Source organism: Paraburkholderia phenazinium (assembly GCF_900141745.1).
In the GTDB taxonomy this organism is placed as follows: domain Bacteria; phylum Pseudomonadota; class Gammaproteobacteria; order Burkholderiales; family Burkholderiaceae; genus Paraburkholderia; species Paraburkholderia phenazinium_B.
In genome coordinates this window covers 2,706,049-2,723,999 of the sequence record NZ_FSRM01000002.1, presented here as the reverse complement: position 1 = coordinate 2,723,999, position 17,951 = coordinate 2,706,049, and the positions used below count along the sequence as shown (strand labels likewise).

Sequence of the window (17,951 nt, the reverse complement as noted above, 5' to 3'; positions counted from 1 at the left end):
GGAACCCTGCCGGATCACCCGTTTGCCCACGCTGCCCTCGCAGATAACCAGCCAGCCGCGACGACCTGCGGCAACCCGCTGGCCCCTGTGGAAAGCCAACGTGATCCGGTTCAATTCGAGGTTCAGCCGCTTCAGCGACCGCGTGTCGCTACCGCCGGCGCCTTGTGCAACCCCATCCATTTGCAGGAGCACTCATGACCACGACTTACGCCTATGCTGCGAGCGACGCGCAATCGAAGCTCGCCCCATTCGAATTTCAGCGCCGGGAATTGCGCGAGCATGACGTGCAGATGGAAGTCCTGTTTTGCGGCGTGTGCCATTCGGATCTGCATCAGGCCCGCAACGAGTGGAAGAACTCGATTTATCCGGTCGTGCCGGGTCACGAGATCGTCGGCCGGGTGACCGCCGTCGGTGCCGGCGTCACGCGCCACAAGGTCGGTGACCTCGTCGGCGTAGGCTGCCTCGTCGACTCGTGCCGTACCTGCCCGAGTTGCGAGGAAGGACTCGAACAGTATTGCGAAAACGGCTGGGTCGGTACGTACAACGGTGCGGACCGCATCACCGGCGACATCACGCTGGGCGGCTATTCAACCCAACTGGTCGTGGACGAAGACTTCGTGCTGAGCGTGCCGAAAAATCTCGACCCGGCCGGCACGGCGCCGCTGTTGTGCGCAGGTATCACCCTCTACTCGCCGCTGCGCACATGGGGTGCGGGTCCCGGCAAGAAGGTCGGCATTGTCGGCCTCGGCGGACTCGGCCACATGGGCGTCAAGCTCGCGCATGCGATGGGTGCCCACGTGGTGCTGTTCACGACCTCGCAGTCGAAGGTCGAAGACGCGAAACGTCTTGGTGCAGACGAAGTCGTGATTTCGAAAAATCCGGAAGAGATGGAAGCGCATGTGAACAGCTTCGATCTCATCGTCAACACCGTGGCAGCCCAGCATGACCTGAACCCGTTCCTGAATCTGCTGCGCCGCGACGGCACGATGGCTCTGGTCGGCGCGCCGGAACACGATCACCCGTCGCCGCAGGTGTTCAACCTGATCATGAAGCGCCGGCGTCTGGCGGGTTCGCTGATTGGCGGGATTGCTGAAACCCAGGAAATGCTCGATTTCTGCGGAGAGCACGGCATTACATCGGACATCGAAGTGATTCCGATGCAACAGATTAACGATGCGTATGAGCGGATGTTGAAGAGCGATGTGAAGTATCGCTTTGTGATCGATCTCGATTCGCTCCGGAAGTAACTGCCGGTCGGCTTGTTTCACGTTTTACCCCGGTAGTTCCACAGGTCGTCACGCAGGCGGGTTCAACACCCGTCGCGCGTGACGCACAGGCCGCGCCACTCGCGGCGGCCTGCCCTGCTCCCGCCTCGCATTGTCTGCCGACGCGCCTCCCCCACGGACGAGGTACGTTGGCTGTACGTCCTTAGTCCGGATTGTCCCGCGTGTTTGCTGTTTGTTTACTGTTTGAACAGGAGATTGCCCGTGATTGACCGTATTCAGGCGATGCGCACTTTTATCCGTATCGTCGATACCAATAGTTTCACGCGTGCCGCGGAATCGCTGGATATGCCGCGCGCCACGGCAACAACGCTGGTTCAGAATCTCGAAGCGCTGCTCGGCACCGCACTGCTGGTGCGCACTACGCGGCGGCTCAGCCTGACCCCCGAAGGTGCTGCGTACTACGAACGTTGCATGCAGATCCTCGCCGACATCGACGAAATGGAAGCGAGCCTGCGTCATTCGACCGATCAGCTGAGCGGCCGTCTGCGTGTCGAAATGCCAGGCGCGCTGGCCACTGCGCTGGTCTTGCCCGCACTCGACGATTTTCACGAGCGCTATCCGAACATCGATCTCGCGATTGGCGTCAGCAATCGCACGGTCGATCTGGTTGGCGAAGCGGTGGATTGCAGCATCCAGCTCGGCGAGTTGCCCGATTCCGGGTTGGTGGCGCGACGCCTGGGCACGCTCGAACACGTGACCTGCGCGAGCCCCGACTACCTCGAGCGCTACGGCGTACCCGCCGATCTCGACGATCTCGCGCATCACGTCGCCGTCAACTGCATGGGTCATAACGGCCGCGCAGTGAACTTCGACTTCGAGGTTGGCGATAGCGCGCTGAACGTGAAGGTGGATGGCTTCGTCAAGGTCAACGACGAACAGGCCTATCTGGCCTGTGGCCTGCAAGGGCTCGGGCTGATCCAGCCGGCCCGCATCGCGGCGCAGCCATACCTCGATTCAGGGCGCTTGCGCGAGGTCCTGCCGCAATGGAAGCCGGTGCCGATGTCGGTGTCAGTGGCTTATGTGAAGAGCCGGCGCGTCTCACCGCGTGTACGGGCCTTTGTCGACTGGCTGGCCGTGCTCTTCGAGCAGGCTGAGCACGTCGATCAGGACATGTCGCGGGTACGGCAGCTGTTGCGCGGATTGCATCCGGCTTGAGGACCTGGGTGCATCCCTGAAAAATGCACATGGCCCCAAGGCTCTCGTCGAGCCTTGGGGCCATGTTCTATGTATCAGGTTTTACAGCGAAGTCTCGCTGCGAGGTTCTACTGCTGCGGCTTCGCCGGCGCCGCTCCTGGGCAGGCAGGATCCTTGCCCCAGTGGCCGTCGCAGACGCGCCAGCGGCACAACTGGTCTTCGAAGAAGCCGCGTGTGCCGCACTCCTTCACACGCTCCGCAAGCTGCGGGTCGCCGGTCGATGCGCTGACCTTGGTCGTCGCACCATTCACGCCGGGTTTCGTGGCCGCCGGCTTGGTGCGCGCAACGAGCGCCGCCAGCAGATCGGCATCCGGATCGTCCTTCGCTACCGTGGTGTTATGGGCGGGATGCTGCTTGTCTTTTTTCTCCTGCGCCACCGCAACCGCACTCGCGTGATGATTGCTCGCCACGTCGTGTTCGTGCTTTGCGTGCGCTGCGACCGTTTCGCGTTCGTGATGCGGCGCCGCGTGATTTGCCGCTGTCGCAGCCGGCTTCGCGCCCCTGGCGGCTTCCGCGAGCGGAGCCGATGTTCCGCTCGCTTCCGCGCCATTCGCAAGCGCCCGTGACAGACGGTTGCTGTCGTCCACGCCGCTGGCGGCCGAAGCTGCCGCATCCGCAGAAAGTTTGGAATCCTTGTTATCGCTGTCATCGGCGACGATGGTCGCCGCTTGCGAGGCAGAGGCCGCCTCCGCAGGCACAGCTTTCGCGCTCACCTGCGCGCCACTGGCCATGCTGGCGATGCTGGCGCCGGCGGGCGCCGCAGCCGTCTGGGTAGCCGCAGGCGCTGGCGATGCGGCTACCTGTGGATGTTCGCCATGGCCACGCTGCTGCACGTGCCACGCGCCCCAGCCGCCCGCGGCGATCACCAGCAACGCCACCAGCACGGCAGGCGCTTTGGAACGGCGAGGCTTGTCTGTGGGCGGTTCGACGCGGCCTTCGAGGTTCGCGAGAATCCGCGAACCATTGGCTTGCGAGCCTTTTGCCGTGTCGGCAAGCAGGCTAGGCGGGGCTTTGGAATTCGAGCTGTCCGGCGCACTCATTCACTGTCTCATTGAATCCTGGTTTATTTCGCCGTGATAATACCGTTTCGGCTCGACTTCGAGCAGGCCTGATTCTAAGAGCAAGCATTACAAAATACAATTGTTTCCAAATTTCCGGGGATTCCATTGATTGCCGTCGTTCTCGTCGCTTATTTCGCCATCGCGGTGCTGATCGCAGCCATGCTGCTATTGCCATCAGTGCGATCTTCAATATTTAACATTGTGCGTGATTTACAAGGCCGATTTATGCGCAATGCATCTTATAGCGCTGCGCGTGCACGCGGCCAATTAACTCGCTCGGCAAAATTTTCGCAATCGACAGCAATCGATATGCAAAATTTACTGGTGAAGCGACGCTTGCTGATTTTAACGACCGCAGGTATTCTTGCGACGCCGCCATTGGTCGCGATCGCACTGCGCGGTCGTCAATTATTTCAGTATGACGACACCGTACGCGTTCCCGACGAGAAAATTGCCGCGCTCCTTAACGGCGAGCAGCTCGTCCCGCCACCAGCATTGCCGCCAGAGGTTTTTGCAACACAGGAAGTGGAGCAGGTTCGCCCAGCGCTACAGGATGCCAGTCGCGACTGGAATTTGCTCGATGCCGACTTTAGAACCCGTTTATTGCTCGTCTACAAAATCATGCACGAGCAATACGGTTATGAAATGGCTTTACTGGAAGGCTATCGCAGCCCGGAGCGGCAAAACCGTCTGGCGCAAATGGGAGGAAACGTTACCAATGCTGCCGCATTTCAGAGCTATCACCAATACGGGCTAGCCGCGGACAATGCATTTTTACGTGACGGCAAGCTTGTCATTTCAGAAAAAGATCCCTGGGCCATGCGAGGCTATCAGTTATACGGACAGACCGCGGAACAATGCGGTCTGGTATGGGGAGGCCGGTGGAAATTGATGGATCTGGGGCACGTCGAATATCACAAACCCGGCTTCGTACTCGGGCGGCATTAAGTGGCATCAAGCGGCAAATAATGGGGTTGGGCATGGGGCGTTCATTTATTCTTCTCGGCGAAAAGACCGATCCACGTGGCACGGTGATTACCGCGTCAGGCACGTCGCAAACCCGCGCCGCACCGCCCTTCATGCAGCACGCATCACCACCACACTAGCCGACGCCCGCCCATGCGCTCCGCTGATCGTCCTACCGCACGCTACCCATAACATCCAGACCTGACCGGCCTATGCAACGCATCTTCAAAGTGCTGACCCACTCTCGCACGCTCTCGATCATCGGGTTGCTCGCGCTCGCTGCCGTGCTGTTCATCGCCGCCGACACCTTCCAGATCGATCCGTTGTGGCCGGCCGTCGCGCTGGGCGCCGTGCTGGCGCTGCTGTTCGTGGTGTGGCTGTGGCGCCGGCTCGCGGCGCGGCGCGCCAACCGCAAGCTCGGCGACATGCTCGAGCAGCAGGCGGAGAAGCAGACCGAGGGCGGTCCGGCGGCGACGCCCGCCCGTCAGGCGGAACTCGACGCGCTGCGCACGCGCCTCGTGGATGCCGTGAAAACCATCAAGACCTCGAAGATCGGTCAGGTCTCGGGCGGCGCGGCGCTGTACGAATTGCCGTGGTACATCGTGATCGGCAATCCGGCGGCCGGCAAAAGCAGCGCCGTGCTGAACTCGGGCCTGCAGTTCCCGTTCGCCGACAAGAACAACGCCGTCATCCACGGGATTGGCGGCACACGGAACTGCGACTGGTTCTTCACCACTGAAGGCATTCTGCTCGACACGGCAGGCCGCTATTCGGTGCATGAGGAAGACCGCACGGAATGGCTGGGCTTTCTGAGCCTGCTCAAGCGCCATCGTCCGAAGGCGCCGATCAACGGCATCATCGTGACGGCAAGCATTGCCGAGCTGACCAGCAGCCGGCCGGAATTCGCCATCAACCTGGCAAAAAATCTGCGCCAGCGCGTGCAGGAACTGACCGAGAAGCTCGAGGTGTTCGCGCCGGTGTACGTGATGTTTACGAAGACCGACCTGATCACGGGCTTCACCGAATTCTTCAGCGGCAGCGAGCGCCAGGAGTACGACCGTGTGTGGGGCGCAACGCTGCCCTACGAGCCGGACGAGAAGCGCGATGTCGTGGCCCAGTTCGACGAGCGCTTCGAGGAGCTGTACGACGGCCTGAAAGAGATCAGCGTCGCGCAGATGTCGATCAGCCGCGGCAACAAGCTCTCGCCGGGGCAACTGAGCTTTCCGCTCGAATTCTCCACGATCAAGCCCGCGTTGCGCTCGTTCCTTGCCACGCTGTTCGAAACCAATCCGTTCCAGTACAAGCCGATTTTCCGCGGCTTCTACTTCACGAGCGCGCTGCAGGAAGGCGAAACCAACAGCGCCGCGGCACAGCGCATTGCCACCCGCTTCGGGCTCGATTCAGGCAGCATCCCCAAACCGAGCAGCGCGTTTTCGAAGAACGGCTTTTTCCTGCGCGACCTGTTCTCCAAGGTCATTTTTGCCGACCGGCAAACGGTCAAGCAGTTTGCCAGCCCCGCCAAGACGCGTATGCGTTATGGGACGTTCTTCGCCTTCGTTGCCGTGCTCGCGCTGGCGCTGGGAGGCTGGACATGGTCGACGGTCAACAACCAGCAGCTCGCCTCGAACGTACAGGCCGACCTCGACAACGTGGTGCGTCTGCAGCAGAACCGCAACGACCTGCAATCGCGCCTCGAGGCCATGGATATTCTCGAGGACCGCATCGACCAGCTCGAACAGTTCCGTCGCGACCGGCCGCTGGAAGTTTCGCTCGGTCTCTACCAGGGCGACCGTCTCGAGCAGCATCTGTTGACGGAGTACTACAACGGCGTGCGGCAGATCATGCTGAACCCGGTGGCGCAGAATCTCGAAGGCTTCCTGAAAGACGTCAACACGCATCCGGAGCAGCTCTCGCCGATGACGCGCACGCCGGACTCCGGTGCGGTGCCCGTGTCGTCGCACGCCTCCGCCATGGTGGCGACGAGCCAGGGCGGCCTGTATAGCGACGCCTCCCCCACCAACGTGGAAGACGCCTACAACGCGCTCAAGACCTACCTGATGCTCGGCGACAAGCGCCACGTCGAAACGGCCCACCTGACCGATCAGGTGGCGCGCTTCTGGCGTGGCTGGCTCGAAACCAACCGGGGCAACATGCCGCGCGACGAGATGATTCGCAGCGCCGAACGCATGATTACCTTCTACCTGTCGCGCGTCTCGGACGACGACTGGCCGATGATCGACCAGAATCTTTCGCTCGTCGACCAGACGCGCGAGAACCTGCGCCGTGTGGTGCGCGGCATGCCGGCCCGCCAGCGCGTGTACGAAGAGATCAAGGCGCGCGCCTCGACCCGCTTCGCGCCGATGACGATCGCCCGCATTGTGGGCGACAACAACACCAGCCTGATTGCCGGCAGCTATGCAATCCCCGGTACGTTCACGCGGGATGCATGGTTCCAGTACGTGCAGCCGGCGATCCGTGACGCCGCGACCAAGGAACTGCAGGCGAAGGACTGGGTGCTCAATACCTCGGCGCATGACGACCTGACGCTCGAAGGCAGTCCGGAGCAGATCCAGAAAGCGCTGGTGGCGATGTACAAGACCGAGTACGCGATGCACTGGGAGAAGTTCATGCAGGGCATCGCGGTGCAGAACTTCGGCACCTTCAACCAGGCCGTGGAGGCAATGAACCGCCTGGGCGACCCGCAGGACTCGCCGATCCGCAAGGTGCTCGACACCGCTTACGACCAGACTTCGTGGGACAACCCGTCGCTCTTCAGCGCTGGCGTGAAGGGCGCGCAGACCGGCGTCACGAGCTGGTTCAAGCAGCTGTTCAACCGTGGGACGTCGTCGCCGGTGGGCCAGATCAACGCGAACATCGACATCAACGGCAACCCGGTTGAATTGCCGATGGGGCCGATTGGCCAGGAGTTCTCGGCACTCGGCCGGATCGTGGTCAAGCAGGACAACGGATCGATGCTGCAGGGCTATATGGACACGCTGTCCAAGGTTCGCACCCGCTTTAACGTGATCAAGAACCAGGGCGATCCGGGACCGGGTGCGCGTCAGTTGATGCAGCAGACGCTCGACGGCAACGGCTCCGAGCTGGCCGATTCGCTGAAGTATGTCGACGAGCAGATGCTGACGGGCCTGACCGATTCGCAACGCAGGTCGCTGCGTCCGCTGCTGGTGCGTCCGCTGATGCAGGCGTTCGCGGTGGTGATCCAGCCGGCTAGCGTCGAAGTGAACAAGGTGTGGAATGCGCAGGTGTATCAGCCGTTCCAGAGCTCGCTCGCGAACAAGTATCCGTTCGCTGGCGACGCCAAGGTGGAAGCCGGCGCGGATGAAATCGCCCAGGTGTTCGGTCCCGATGGCTCGGTCGCGAAGTTTGTCGGCACGACGCTTGGGCCGCTCGCAGTGCGCCGCGGCGACACGCTCACGGCCCGCACATGGGGCGACATGGGTCTCGCGCTGACGCCTGACTTCACGAGCGGCTTCGCGCGCTGGGTCGCCCCGCTCTCCGGCGGCGCTGCCAGCGGCGCGGCTCAAGGCAGTGGTGCGGCCGGACCGCAGACCGTGTTCCAGATCCTGCCGCAGCCAAGCACCGGCACGACGGAGTACACGTTGGCGATCGATGGCCAGCAGCTGCGCTACCGCAACACGCCGCCCCAGTGGACCAACTTTGTCTGGCCGAATCCGTCCGGCTCGCCGGGGGCGACGCTGTCCGCGACCACCTTCGACGGCCGCACGATCCAGTTCGTCAACGAGCCGGGACGCTACGGTCTGGAGAAGCTGATCAACTCGGCGCAGCGCAAACGCCAGCCGGACGGCACGTTCGATCTGTCGTGGACGCAGGGCAACGTGACCGTGGCGGTGAGCATGCGCATCATCAGCACCTCGCAGCCGTCGAGCGGCAGTGGCGACGCGCCACAGCAGCAAAGCCTGCGCGGCCTGCATCTGCCGTCCTCGGTGGCGGATGTGAGCGCGGCGGCGAATTCGGTCAACGCCACGCAGACCGGCGCGTCCGGAGCCGCCGGCCCGGCAGGAGGCGGCAGTTCGCCCGCGCCGGCCTCGGCGAACGGTTCCGCCGCGCTGCAAGCGAACCCGAATGCCGCTGTGACTGCGAACTCGAATACAGGGGGTGCGCAATGACGCAAACCGTACAGGCGCAAATCGCCTACTTCGGCAAGATTCCGTCGCGCGGCGACTTTGTCAAGAGCGCGCATAACCCGCAATTGCTGCAAACGCTGGACCGCTGGATCGCCGAAGCGATGGAGCTGCTCACCGACGATCCGCGCTGGAAGATCGTCTACGAAGGCGCCAAGCCGTTGCACTTCGCCTTCCTCGGCTCGCGCAGCAAGCTGGCGATTGCCGGACACATGATGGCGAGCCACGACCAGTCGTCGCGTCGCTTTCCGTTTCTTGCCGCAACCGCGCTCGAAGTCGAAAAGCCGCTGACGTTCCTGGCCCGCAGCCCGCTCGCGTTTGCGCGGCTGTGGTCGCGGGTGGCAGCGCAGATGCGGCCGCTATTGAGCCCGAGCGAGCCTGCCGGCGCATTGCAGGCGCTGGGCGAGACGCAGGTGCCGATCGAGGTGGGCGGTGGCCCGGACAATCCGCACGACGGCACCTTCAACGATTTCGTCGAGCACCAGACCCTCGCCGGCCTCGAACAGATGTTGCTGGCAAGCGGCCATCCGGTGCGGCTGCGCGGCGCGATGCTGGCGCTCGGCTCGCTGCTGCGGCCGGTGATGAACAGCGGCTCGTCGCATCTCGAACGCGGGCTGACGCTGCCGCTGCCGAACGATCCGTTCTATCGCAGCCTCGTGGCCGCGTTCTGGCTCGAACTGATCGCGCCGTTTGTCTCGCGCGCCGATTTCGAACTCGCGATTTTCATCGGCACGCTGGCGCAGCGCGAGCGGCTCGTGATCGGCTTTAACGGCGCCTCGGCGAAGACGCTGCATAGCGTGGTCGACCCGCAGGCTTACGCCGCACATAACATCGATATCGACGACCCCGAGTGGATCGACGATCACGCACAAAACGACCATGGGATCAGCAAGCTCGTCAGTTACCTCGACCAACCGCAACTGTCGCTGCGCGTCAGCATCGACACGTTCCGTGAAGCCTTCGCCGGGGAGTAAGACGATGCCTGCCAAAACCGATCGTTTGACGATGTCGCCGGCGCGCTTCTTGAGCCACGCGCGCGCGGTTCCCGTTGCTGCTGTACTGGCAGCGCTGCTCGGCGGAATGTTCAGCAGCGCAGGGGCCTTTGCCGATAGCTCGGGGCCGGCGAGCGTGACACCGGTCGATAACAGCGGCACCCAGATCCGTACGACAGTCCTGCCGGCGCAGTCCTCGGCCGGCGGCGCGGCACCTGGCGCGGGCGGGACGAGCACGGGTGCAGGTACCGGTGCGGTCCGTCAGATGCCCGCGCCTGCCAACGCCACGCCGGGTCAGGTGGTGGTGGGTGGCAAGGTGCCGGACGAAGCCACCAAGGCGGCCGTGTTGCAGCGCCTGCGCGACACCTACGGCGCGGCCAACGTGGTCGATCAGATCGAAGTGGGCGATGTCGCTACGCCGCCCAACTGGACCGCCAATGTGCAAAAGCTGATCGGGCCGCAGTTGAAGCAGATCAGCAAGGGCCAGTTGAAGATCGACGGCACGCAGGTGGATGTGAAGGGCGAAGTGAGCAACGAATCGCAACGTCAGCAATTGGCGAGCGATATGGCGAATTCGCTGAACCCGACTTACACCATCAAGAACGGCCTGCGCGTGAGCGCTTCGCAGCAAGGGCTGCTCGACCAGACGCTGGCTAACCGGACCATCGAGTTCGAAACCGGCAGCGCGACGCTCACGCCGCAAGGCAAGGCCATTCTCGATCAGATGGCCGCGGTGCTGGCGAAGATGACCAATAACACCGTGGATATCATTGGGCACACGGATAACGCGGGGAACCGGACGTCGAATATCGCCTTGAGCCAGGCACGCGCAGACGCGGTCAAGGGGTATCTCGTGTCGAAGGGAATCGCGCCGCAGCAGTTGTCCACCACCGGCGTTGGACCGGATCAGCCGATTGCTTCCAATGATACGAACGATGGACGGGCGAGAAACCGGCGCATCGAGTTCCGGGCAGGGTTGGGCGGCGGCGGTGCGTAATGCCGCGGCACGCCCCGCTATCCCCCACTGACCCCGCCTCGTCCAGACAGTCGTAGTATTTCAGCCCGCTCCATGAGCGGGCGCCTGACGCACTGGCGATAAAGAAACTCGACAGACCGCTCAGCCCGCGAGCTTACGGAACGTCTCGAGAACCACTTCGCCCTTGAACGGCTTGACGATCCAACCCTTCACGCCCGCTGCCTTGCCACGCTCCTTCATCGCCGGGCTGCTTTCCGTCGTCAGCATGATCACGTTGACGGTCTGATTCGCGAGTTCGCCGCGGATCTTCTCGACCATCGTCAGGCCGTCCATGTTCGGCATGTTCACGTCGCTGATCACGAGCCGGGTTCCCGGGCTCGTGCGCAGCTTCGCGAGGCCGTCCTTACCGTCGACAGCCGTGTCCACGTCGAGGCCATTCTTTCTCAGGAAGCCCGCCACTTCGTCGCGCACGGTGCTCGAATCGTCCACCACCAGAATTTTTGCCATGATGTTTCCCTCTTAAATCGTTGACAGACAATTTGTCAAAACAGATCCAGCTCGCCAGCCGCAACGAGCGCGTCGACATCGTCGGCGCCCTCCTCGAAATCTTCCGGCGACCAGCTCAGGTTGAAAATGAAACGCTGATCGAACACGACAGAGCGGCCCGACGCCTCGTCAACCACGTGGTACTTGAAGCACAGTTGCGGGTTGGTCGTGCCGAACGAGATGTAGCGCTGTTTGTGATTGATGATGAGCGGCACCTGGACCTGGCTGCGCGCGGCCTGCGCGTTGCCGAGATAACGGTCCTTGAACGCGCCCCAGATCAGGTTCGTCAGCTCCCCCAGCACGCTGTTGAGATCGCGAAAATCCGGAACGCTATCGCTCGTCTGTTTGCGGCCGAGCAGTTCGAGCAGTGGCTGCTCGTCGGTCTGGACCATCATGTAGCCGCGGCACCAGTCGCTCTCAAGCGCGATCAGGCTGAACACCTCGCCGTAGATGATCTGGTCGCGCACGAGGCACGGGGTGTCCCATGTCACCGTCAGATCGCGGAACAGGTTCGCCAGTTTGAACTCGGTGATCTCGGTAATGCCGCGCACGAGCGCGTTCGGATAATCCAGAACGAACAGGTACTCGTCGATCGCGAGGCGCAGCGGCGCCATATCGCTCGCGACGTACGCGGCGCACACGACTTCGCGCAACGCGTGCGGCAGATCGTCGAGCGTCGCGTGCTCGTCGCGGCGCAGGATGATCGGCAATTCCGGGCGCAGCGCATCGATGCGCGTCGCGATTGCCGCGCACTCAGCGGGCGATCCACCGTAGTTCTCCGCGAGCAGGATCGCGCCAAGATCGATGTTCGAGCGCAGCACCGCCGACAGGCGATGCGTCCTTACCGTCAAACCAACCAGGTTGTTCTCGTCGCAGAAGCGCTTGATCGCTTCCGTATGCGCCGGGCAGTCGTCGAGCACGAGTACCTTGCTGACCGGCTTGTTCATGTCCATGCTGCCTTCCTCACACATCAAAAAAGTTCGAGCTCGCCGACGCTCTCGGCAAGTTCCGTGACCTCGGCGACGGTCGCGACGAAGTCGAGCGGCGCGTCGGCGCACACGCACACCGTCGCGCCGAGTTGCACGGCGCCGTTGACCGTCACGCGATACGACACCAGGAAATCAGGCTTCAACTGATCCAGATACGACACGCAGTGACCGCTCAGCACGTACGGCGTCGACATCCCGAGATCCGGAAAATAGCCGACGAGCTGCTGGTTCATTGCGCCACAGCACAGGTTGCAGATTTCGAGCAGCCTTTCCTCGAGCGTCGCCTCGCCACTGCCGAGGTAGTAGTCGCGCGTCGCGTCGTCGTTGTCGAAATGCAGGACCAGCAGGAGCCTGAAAGAAATCGATGAAATCGTCAGCACGATGAGCTCGCCGTCCACCGCGCCGTCATGCGGCGTCCCGTGCACGATGTCGCACGCGTCGCCTGCGCCGACCATCAGGCGCAGACGCGCGGCCTGGCGGAAGATCCGCTCGATGCTGTCTTTCGCTTGCTCGGTAATCACGTCGCCGCCTGCTCGAGCTGGGTCTGAAGCTGGTTCGCGAGCGCCGCGACGCTGCCGAGGGACGCGACGATCATCTTGCCGCCTGCCTGAATGTCCTGGAACGTCGCGGTCGTGATCAGGTCGTTGCGATGCAGGCTGTCCCGATAGCTCTTCGACAGATCCTGCGAGCGCGACGCGAGCGTGCGCACCTCGCTCGCGACGACCGAGAAGCCGCGTCCGGCAGCGCCTGCACGCGCCGCCTCGATCGACGCGTTCAGCGAGACGATCAGCACGTGCGCGACGATCGACGACAGCTCCTGATTCTTGCTGTGCATCTCCTGGTTCTGCTCCATCAGCGAGATCATCTGCTCGTGCCAGCGCTCGAACGTCACGGCGAGTTCCCTGAGCCGAATCGCTTCGCCTGCGATAGATGCGGCCTGCCGCCCCCATTCCTCCTTGAACTGGAGCACGGCGGCGCGCGCCGCGCGTGCATCGTCCTCGCTCGCCGACCGCTGGGCGAGGTCATCGCGCAGCCCCGCAACCAGCGACTCGTACTCACGCTTTTCCTGTTCGGCCCGCTCCTGATGCCGAGCGTCGGCTTGCGCGAGTGCGGCCGTGTGGTGCGCCTCGGCTTCAGCGCGCAGTTGCGCGAGCGCCTGCGCACCGCGGCGCCGCTCGCGCCATGCGACCGCTACCGCGAGCGCAGCCAGCAGGCCGAGCGCCAATCCGGCAATCAGGATTCCATATCGTTCGACCACTGCCCTTCTCCAAGTCGTTCAAGCGGACAACGCGTCGATCTGCAACGGCTTCTCTTCTTTCCTGTCCGTCGCACCTGCGCCGTGCACGGCGCAGCGCTCGGGCAGGCAGACCACGATCTCGAACAGGCGATAGTCGGCGCCGCGCCGGTCGTCCGTGAAGCGCAGCTCGATGCTGCCGTTCTCGCGCTTCAGGAAATCCCGTACTGCGTCCATGCCGACACCGCGCCCGGACACTTCCGTGATCCGTTCAGCGGTCGAGAAGCCCGGATGAAAGATGAAATCGGCGACCAGCTCGTCGCTCAGTTGCGCGTCGTCGTCGAGCCAGCCGCGTGCGCTCGCGATGCCCCGAATCCGCCCGAGCGCGAGGCCGCGGCCGTCGTCGCTCATGGTGATCTGCAGCGCGCCCCGGGCGACGCCGGCTTCGATGACGATCGTGCCGGCCGCAGGTTTGCCCTGCTCGGCGCGGGCGGCTGCAGTCTCGATGCCGTGATCGACCGAGTTGCGCATCAGGTGCATGAAGACGTTCTTCAGCGTGCTGCTCACCTGCCTGTTCACGCGGTAGCCATCGTCGTCGATACGTACGATGGGCGGCTCCTTGCCGAGTTCACGTGCAAGCGACGGCAGCGATTCGAGCACGCCCGAGAGCGTGTCCTCGATCGTTTCGGTGCCGAGGATGCGCAAGCTGCGGTGCACCGAATCGCGCATCGTCTGCAGGCTGCGAACGTCGACCGGGTCGGCGGCCTCCAGAATGCGCAGGCTCTCCTGGATATGCCCCTGGTCCACCATCAGATAGTGCTCGGCGCTGCCGCGACGTCCACCGTCCTTGCGGCCCAGGCTCACATCGTTGATCGTCCTGTAACGCTCGATCGCTTCCTTCACGCGCTCGAGGTCCGCGATCAGCACTTCCTGATTCCACTCTTCGCTGACATCGTTGCGGCGCAGCGCGTCGTAGCGCCGCTCGGTTTCGTGCACGATGCTCGTCAGGTGCTGCAGGCTGTAGGTTCGGGCGTTGCCCTTGATCGTGTGCACGTTGCGGAACAGTTCGGCGAGCGCCTCGCTGTCGGCCTGCGTGTGCTGGCGGATGATCCGCTCGTTTTCGTTGACGAAGCCCGTCGCGCTGTCGACGAAGTTATGGAACTTCTCCTCGTTGACCGCGAGAATCTCGCCAATCATCTCGAGCCGGCGCTTCTGCTCGCCCGTCTCGGCGGCAAGCTGGCGCAGCTCGGTCACGTCGCGCACGCACAGCATGAGACGCATGACGGTGTCGTTCTCGTCGGTGATCGCCGACCAGCTCAGGTCGAGCGTCTTCACGCGGCCGTCGGCCATCGTCTTCGCGACCTCGTTCACAAGCAGGTGCTGGTTGAAGGTGAAGTTGATCGCGTCCTCGCCGATGCAGGCCTGAATCGTGGCGTCGACCTGCGAGCGCACATCGGAGTTCAGATCAGTGTTGTCGAACACCAGATCCATGACCGGACGCCCGGCGATGTCCTTCGTCTCGAAGATCGCCTCAAGGTAGGCCGAGTATTCGGCGTGCACCAGCGCGCCGCCGACGACGGTCAACATCCCCTGCTGAATGTTCTGCAGCATCGCCTGGATGTCCGCGGTTTTCTGCTTGAGCAGCGCGGAGCTTTGCTGGATCTTCTCGATCATCTCGTTGAACGCGACGATCGAGCGCCCGATCTCGTCCATCCGTCCCACCGGAACGCGGCGGGTGAAGTCCTGATTCGATGCGATCTCGCTCATCATCGATTGCATGCGGGTGAGCGGGCGTCCAATTACTGAGGCCAGCACGGCGCGGGCAAGCAGGCCAATGCCGAGCGCAGCGAGTGCGATCAGCGCCGCACCGACCATCAGGCGATGAAACTGCGCCTGCGCCTGTTCGAAGCGCGCCTGCTGGTGATCCACCTGCAACGCTTCGAGCGCGTTCATCGCCTGCGCGTAGCGGGCGTTGAGCGGGTCGGCCTCGCCGCGGGTCGTGTGGAATTTGTAATAGTCGTTTTGCGAGAGTTGCTGGAACTCGGGCTCAAGTGCCTGCTTGATGAGGGCCGCGCGGGCTGCCTGCACCGCATCGGCGGCGCGCGACTCTTCAGCGTTACGCGGCTTTGCAAGGTACGCCGCCCAGTTGTCGTCGCTCGCCTTGAGCACGGCGCGCGCCTTTACCAGCAGGTCGTCGCTTGCGCGACCCATCGAAAACAGTGTCTCGTAGTTGCCGAGCGCCAGCTGCACCTGCAGCATCAGCTCGGAACTCGTCTTCAGATGGGTGATCGCTACCGTATCGGTCGCATATGTCTGCTTAAGCGCATCGTTGCTCTGCTTGAGACCGAGCACGGCGACCAGCATCGTGGCGATCAACGCGAGCGTATAGCCCGCGATCGTGAGCGTGAGCCCATTCTGTATCGTTAAGCGTTTGAACATAGCATTACGCGCGCAACCTCGCATCATGCGAAACAGCACACGCTCTCCTCCCGTAGTGGTGATGTGATACGCCTATGGACGGTTCTCTGCCGGAATTTTCGTTGTCCATTGCCACGATATCGGCTTCGCTTCGCGAAGCTTTAGGGCCTGGCGAAGAGGTAAAGCTCAAAGCCGTCGCCTGCACCCCTAAGAAACATCATCTGCACTACTTAACTACTTAAAACCATCTGCGGTGCTCGACTACTTGAATACCATCGACGCCGAAAATGGCGCCTTATCCGGTTCAGCCCGATACTTGTCCTGGATCGCACTCACGCAGTTCGTGAACTGGGTCCGAAATGCGACGGGGTTGTCGCTTGGCGGGGAAAGACCATCGGAGGTCACGCTCCATCCGTCGGCGGTGCGGACGGCGTCGAGATCGAAGGAGGCCGCGGTGTCGCTGCCGAGAGTGACCGCCTCGCGCTTTTCGCCACCGGGCAAACGGAGAATCGCTTCGCAACCCTGCAGCAGCCGCACAGCAGCGTGAGCAGCCGAGCTGCCGAGAGGTGCTGCGTCGTCAGGCACGGTGTGGTACATGCGCAGCGACTGGAACTGGGCCGGCATCCCGGCTACGACGAATTGCACGTCCGACTGTGAAATGCCATCGCTGCATCCAGTCAGGACTCCGAGCAGCACGGCCACCTTGAACCGCACAAAAATGCGCTCAGGCCACGCCCGGCCCTTCGATGCAGCAGTTGCAGATGTCATCGCGCCTCTTTCCAGTTTCTTTCTACGCCGTAAGGCATCAGGAAAGCGACGCTCCCCCGGCTAGCTCATATATCGGCAAGCCGAGGCGATTTCTTTAGGTTGGGGATCTGGAGGATGCGACGGGCTACCCTTTCACCGCCTTTCACAGGCAGCCCGCCGGAAAACTCACTTGCCTTCTTCGGGCTTCACGCCCAGCAGTTCACGGATATGCGCCAGCGACCCGTCGTCCTTGACCACCGTGGACAGCCATTGATGCAACGGCATCTCCGCCCACTCCGCCGCCTTGTCCGCCAGATACGCAGCCGGGCTATGCGGCTCGGTGCTCCGGAAAAACCGCGCCACCGCCCGCAACTGCGCGACGGCCTGCGCGCGATTCTGAATCCCAGCGATGCTCGCTTGCGAGTTCGTCGATACGGTCGTCAACACGGGTTCCTCCCGTTGCGTTGCGGTCTTGAAACTGGGCTCGGCACGCTCGACGGTCTCCGGTTTCTGCGCTTTGGCCGCGCTCTCGGCCGTCACACCCACTTCACGCGCAAAGCGCTCGGCGAGCCGGTACACCCCTTCATACGCGTCTTTCGCCTGACGAAAGCTCGGCGCGGAATCGCCTGCGCGGCGGTCCAGCTCCTGCTCGAGCGCCAGCATGGCCGCTTCAAAGGCCGCCAGATCGGCCAGCAGCCCGGCGTAGAACGGCACCGGCGTGGCCCGCTTCGATGCCTCGATCTGCTCGACGGACGGTTTGCCCCGGGCGATATCGTCAGCGTGATCCGGATCGCGCTTGACCGCCTGAGCGACGTGGGTCGCCACCTCCCAATCAACCGTGCTGTAGAGATCCGCCGGTGCCGCGGTCAGCGGCATCGCGCGCAGTAGCTCAGCCGTGCGGCCCACCAGCCACGCCACGTTGCCGAGGCGGTATTCGGTATCGTCCCCTTCGGGCAGCGGATGCAGGTGATCCCAATAACGCTCGGACAACCCCGTAATCAGCCGGTAGCCGTCGGTCAGGCCGGTGATGCCTTCCTCGAGCGCCAGGCCCTCGGTGAGCCACACCGCCAGCCGTAAATCTTTGGTCTGCGTCTTCAGCAGGCTCGTGCTGCGCTCGACGACAAACGGCCAGTTCGCTTCCTTGATCTCCGTCACCCACTCGCCCTGATCGAGCGAGGGGTCGTCGAAGCGGCGCGCGTTCTGGATCGCGTCGAAATCGGCTGAGAACAACAGGTCGTCACCGCAGGGCGAAGTTTCGCTGACCGGTTCCAGCAGCGTGGTGATGTTAGCGGGCATGAGCATGACAGAAAGCCGTAACGTAAGTGCCTAGGTTCAGGCGTTAAAACAGGAAGACCAGTGCGACAACACCGACACGCGCG

The 17,951-nt window shown here is 63.0% G+C and carries 14 protein-coding genes; 6 read left to right on the top strand and 8 right to left on the bottom strand.

Annotated features, from left to right (window positions below; all coding sequences use genetic code 11):
* The first annotated feature begins 194 nt into the window (after positions 1 to 194).
* Together BUS06_RS32055 and BUS06_RS32050 are read left to right on the top strand one after the other, a co-directional pair.
* Positions 195 to 1,247: an NAD(P)-dependent alcohol dehydrogenase gene (locus tag BUS06_RS32055; RefSeq protein ID WP_074268324.1), complete on the top strand. Its 1,053-nt coding sequence runs from the start codon at positions 195 to 197 to the stop codon at positions 1,245 to 1,247.
* Positions 1,248 to 1,487: 240 nt separating this feature from the next.
* On the top strand, positions 1,488 to 2,441 hold the full coding sequence (locus BUS06_RS32050) for a LysR family transcriptional regulator (RefSeq protein ID WP_074268323.1): 954 nt from the start codon (positions 1,488 to 1,490) through the stop codon (positions 2,439 to 2,441).
* A gap of 107 nt (positions 2,442 to 2,548) precedes the next feature.
* Here the strand turns inward: BUS06_RS32050 and BUS06_RS32045 are convergent, their stop codons facing one another.
* The gene (locus tag BUS06_RS32045; RefSeq protein WP_074268322.1) at positions 2,549 to 3,520 is read right to left on the bottom strand and encodes a hypothetical protein; all 972 of its coding nucleotides are present in this window, start codon (positions 3,518 to 3,520) and stop codon (positions 2,549 to 2,551) included.
* Between the two features lie 126 nt (positions 3,521 to 3,646).
* On the opposite strand from BUS06_RS32045, the gene BUS06_RS32040 reads away from it, so the two are divergent.
* From BUS06_RS32040 to BUS06_RS32025, 4 genes are all read left to right on the top strand, one after another.
* Positions 3,647 to 4,489, top strand: a complete 843-nt coding sequence (locus BUS06_RS32040; protein ID WP_074268321.1) for a M15 family metallopeptidase — start codon at positions 3,647 to 3,649, stop codon at positions 4,487 to 4,489.
* A 230-nt stretch (positions 4,490 to 4,719) separates the two neighbouring features.
* Positions 4,720 to 8,655, top strand: coding sequence for a type VI secretion system membrane subunit TssM (gene tssM, locus BUS06_RS32035; RefSeq protein WP_074268320.1), 3,936 nt, complete (start codon positions 4,720 to 4,722; stop codon positions 8,653 to 8,655).
* The gene (tagF, locus tag BUS06_RS32030) at positions 8,652 to 9,644 is read left to right on the top strand and encodes a type VI secretion system-associated protein TagF (RefSeq protein ID WP_074268319.1); all 993 of its coding nucleotides are present in this window, start codon (positions 8,652 to 8,654) and stop codon (positions 9,642 to 9,644) included. Before tssM ends, tagF begins: the two co-directional genes overlap by 4 nt.
* Before the next feature lie 106 nt (positions 9,645 to 9,750).
* A complete protein-coding gene (locus BUS06_RS32025) occupies positions 9,751 to 10,659 on the top strand; it encodes an OmpA family protein (protein WP_438803572.1) in 909 nt (302 codons plus the stop codon).
* A 120-nt stretch (positions 10,660 to 10,779) separates the two neighbouring features.
* Here BUS06_RS32025 and BUS06_RS32020 read toward each other — a convergent pair whose 3' ends face one another.
* The 7 genes from BUS06_RS32020 to tssA form a co-directional block, all read right to left on the bottom strand.
* The gene (locus BUS06_RS32020) at positions 10,780 to 11,145 is read right to left on the bottom strand and encodes a response regulator (RefSeq protein ID WP_074268318.1); all 366 of its coding nucleotides are present in this window, start codon (positions 11,143 to 11,145) and stop codon (positions 10,780 to 10,782) included.
* Positions 11,146 to 11,180: 35 nt separating this feature from the next.
* The gene (locus tag BUS06_RS32015; RefSeq protein ID WP_074268317.1) at positions 11,181 to 12,137 is read right to left on the bottom strand and encodes a chemotaxis protein CheX; all 957 of its coding nucleotides are present in this window, start codon (positions 12,135 to 12,137) and stop codon (positions 11,181 to 11,183) included.
* 17 nt (positions 12,138 to 12,154) lie between these two features.
* Positions 12,155 to 12,694 (bottom strand): hypothetical protein, encoded by a 540-nt coding sequence (locus BUS06_RS32010; protein WP_074268316.1) that lies wholly within the window; start codon positions 12,692 to 12,694, stop codon positions 12,155 to 12,157.
* On the bottom strand, positions 12,691 to 13,431 hold the full coding sequence (locus BUS06_RS38425) for a methyl-accepting chemotaxis protein (protein WP_074268315.1): 741 nt from the start codon (positions 13,429 to 13,431) through the stop codon (positions 12,691 to 12,693). Before BUS06_RS38425 ends, BUS06_RS32010 begins: the two co-directional genes overlap by 4 nt.
* An 18-nt stretch (positions 13,432 to 13,449) precedes the next feature.
* On the bottom strand, positions 13,450 to 15,846 hold the full coding sequence (locus tag BUS06_RS32000) for a Tar ligand binding domain-containing protein (RefSeq protein ID WP_074268314.1): 2,397 nt from the start codon (positions 15,844 to 15,846) through the stop codon (positions 13,450 to 13,452).
* A 240-nt stretch (positions 15,847 to 16,086) separates the two neighbouring features.
* Entirely contained in the window at positions 16,087 to 16,593 is a 507-nt protein-coding gene (locus tag BUS06_RS31995) for a hypothetical protein (RefSeq protein ID WP_074268313.1), read from the bottom strand.
* Positions 16,594 to 16,758: 165 nt separating this feature from the next.
* The gene (gene tssA / locus BUS06_RS31990) at positions 16,759 to 17,868 is read right to left on the bottom strand and encodes a type VI secretion system protein TssA (protein ID WP_074269414.1); all 1,110 of its coding nucleotides are present in this window, start codon (positions 17,866 to 17,868) and stop codon (positions 16,759 to 16,761) included.
* Between the last annotated feature and the right edge of the window lie 83 nt (positions 17,869 to 17,951).

What these genes read in the sequence shown, in the direction of transcription:
- tagF (WP_074268319.1), top strand. Translation starts at nt 8,652, where the DNA reads ATGACGCAAACCGTACAGGCGCAAATCGCCTACTTCGGCAAGATTCCG.
- BUS06_RS31995 (WP_074268313.1), bottom strand. Translation starts at nt 16,593, where the DNA reads ATGACATCTGCAACTGCTGCATCGAAGGGCCGGGCGTGGCCTGAGCGC.
- BUS06_RS32000 (WP_074268314.1), bottom strand. Translation starts at nt 15,846, where the DNA reads ATGTTCAAACGCTTAACGATACAGAATGGGCTCACGCTCACGATCGCG.
- BUS06_RS32020 (WP_074268318.1), bottom strand. Translation starts at nt 11,145, where the DNA reads ATGGCAAAAATTCTGGTGGTGGACGATTCGAGCACCGTGCGCGACGAA.
- tssA (WP_074269414.1), bottom strand. Translation starts at nt 17,868, where the DNA reads ATGCCCGCTAACATCACCACGCTGCTGGAACCGGTCAGCGAAACTTCG.
- BUS06_RS32045 (WP_074268322.1), bottom strand. Translation starts at nt 3,520, where the DNA reads ATGAGTGCGCCGGACAGCTCGAATTCCAAAGCCCCGCCTAGCCTGCTT.
- BUS06_RS32015 (WP_074268317.1), bottom strand. Translation starts at nt 12,137, where the DNA reads ATGGACATGAACAAGCCGGTCAGCAAGGTACTCGTGCTCGACGACTGC.
- tssM (WP_074268320.1), top strand. Translation starts at nt 4,720, where the DNA reads ATGCAACGCATCTTCAAAGTGCTGACCCACTCTCGCACGCTCTCGATC.
- BUS06_RS32025 (WP_438803572.1), top strand. Translation starts at nt 9,751, where the DNA reads ATGTTCAGCAGCGCAGGGGCCTTTGCCGATAGCTCGGGGCCGGCGAGC.
- BUS06_RS32055 (WP_074268324.1), top strand. Translation starts at nt 195, where the DNA reads ATGACCACGACTTACGCCTATGCTGCGAGCGACGCGCAATCGAAGCTC.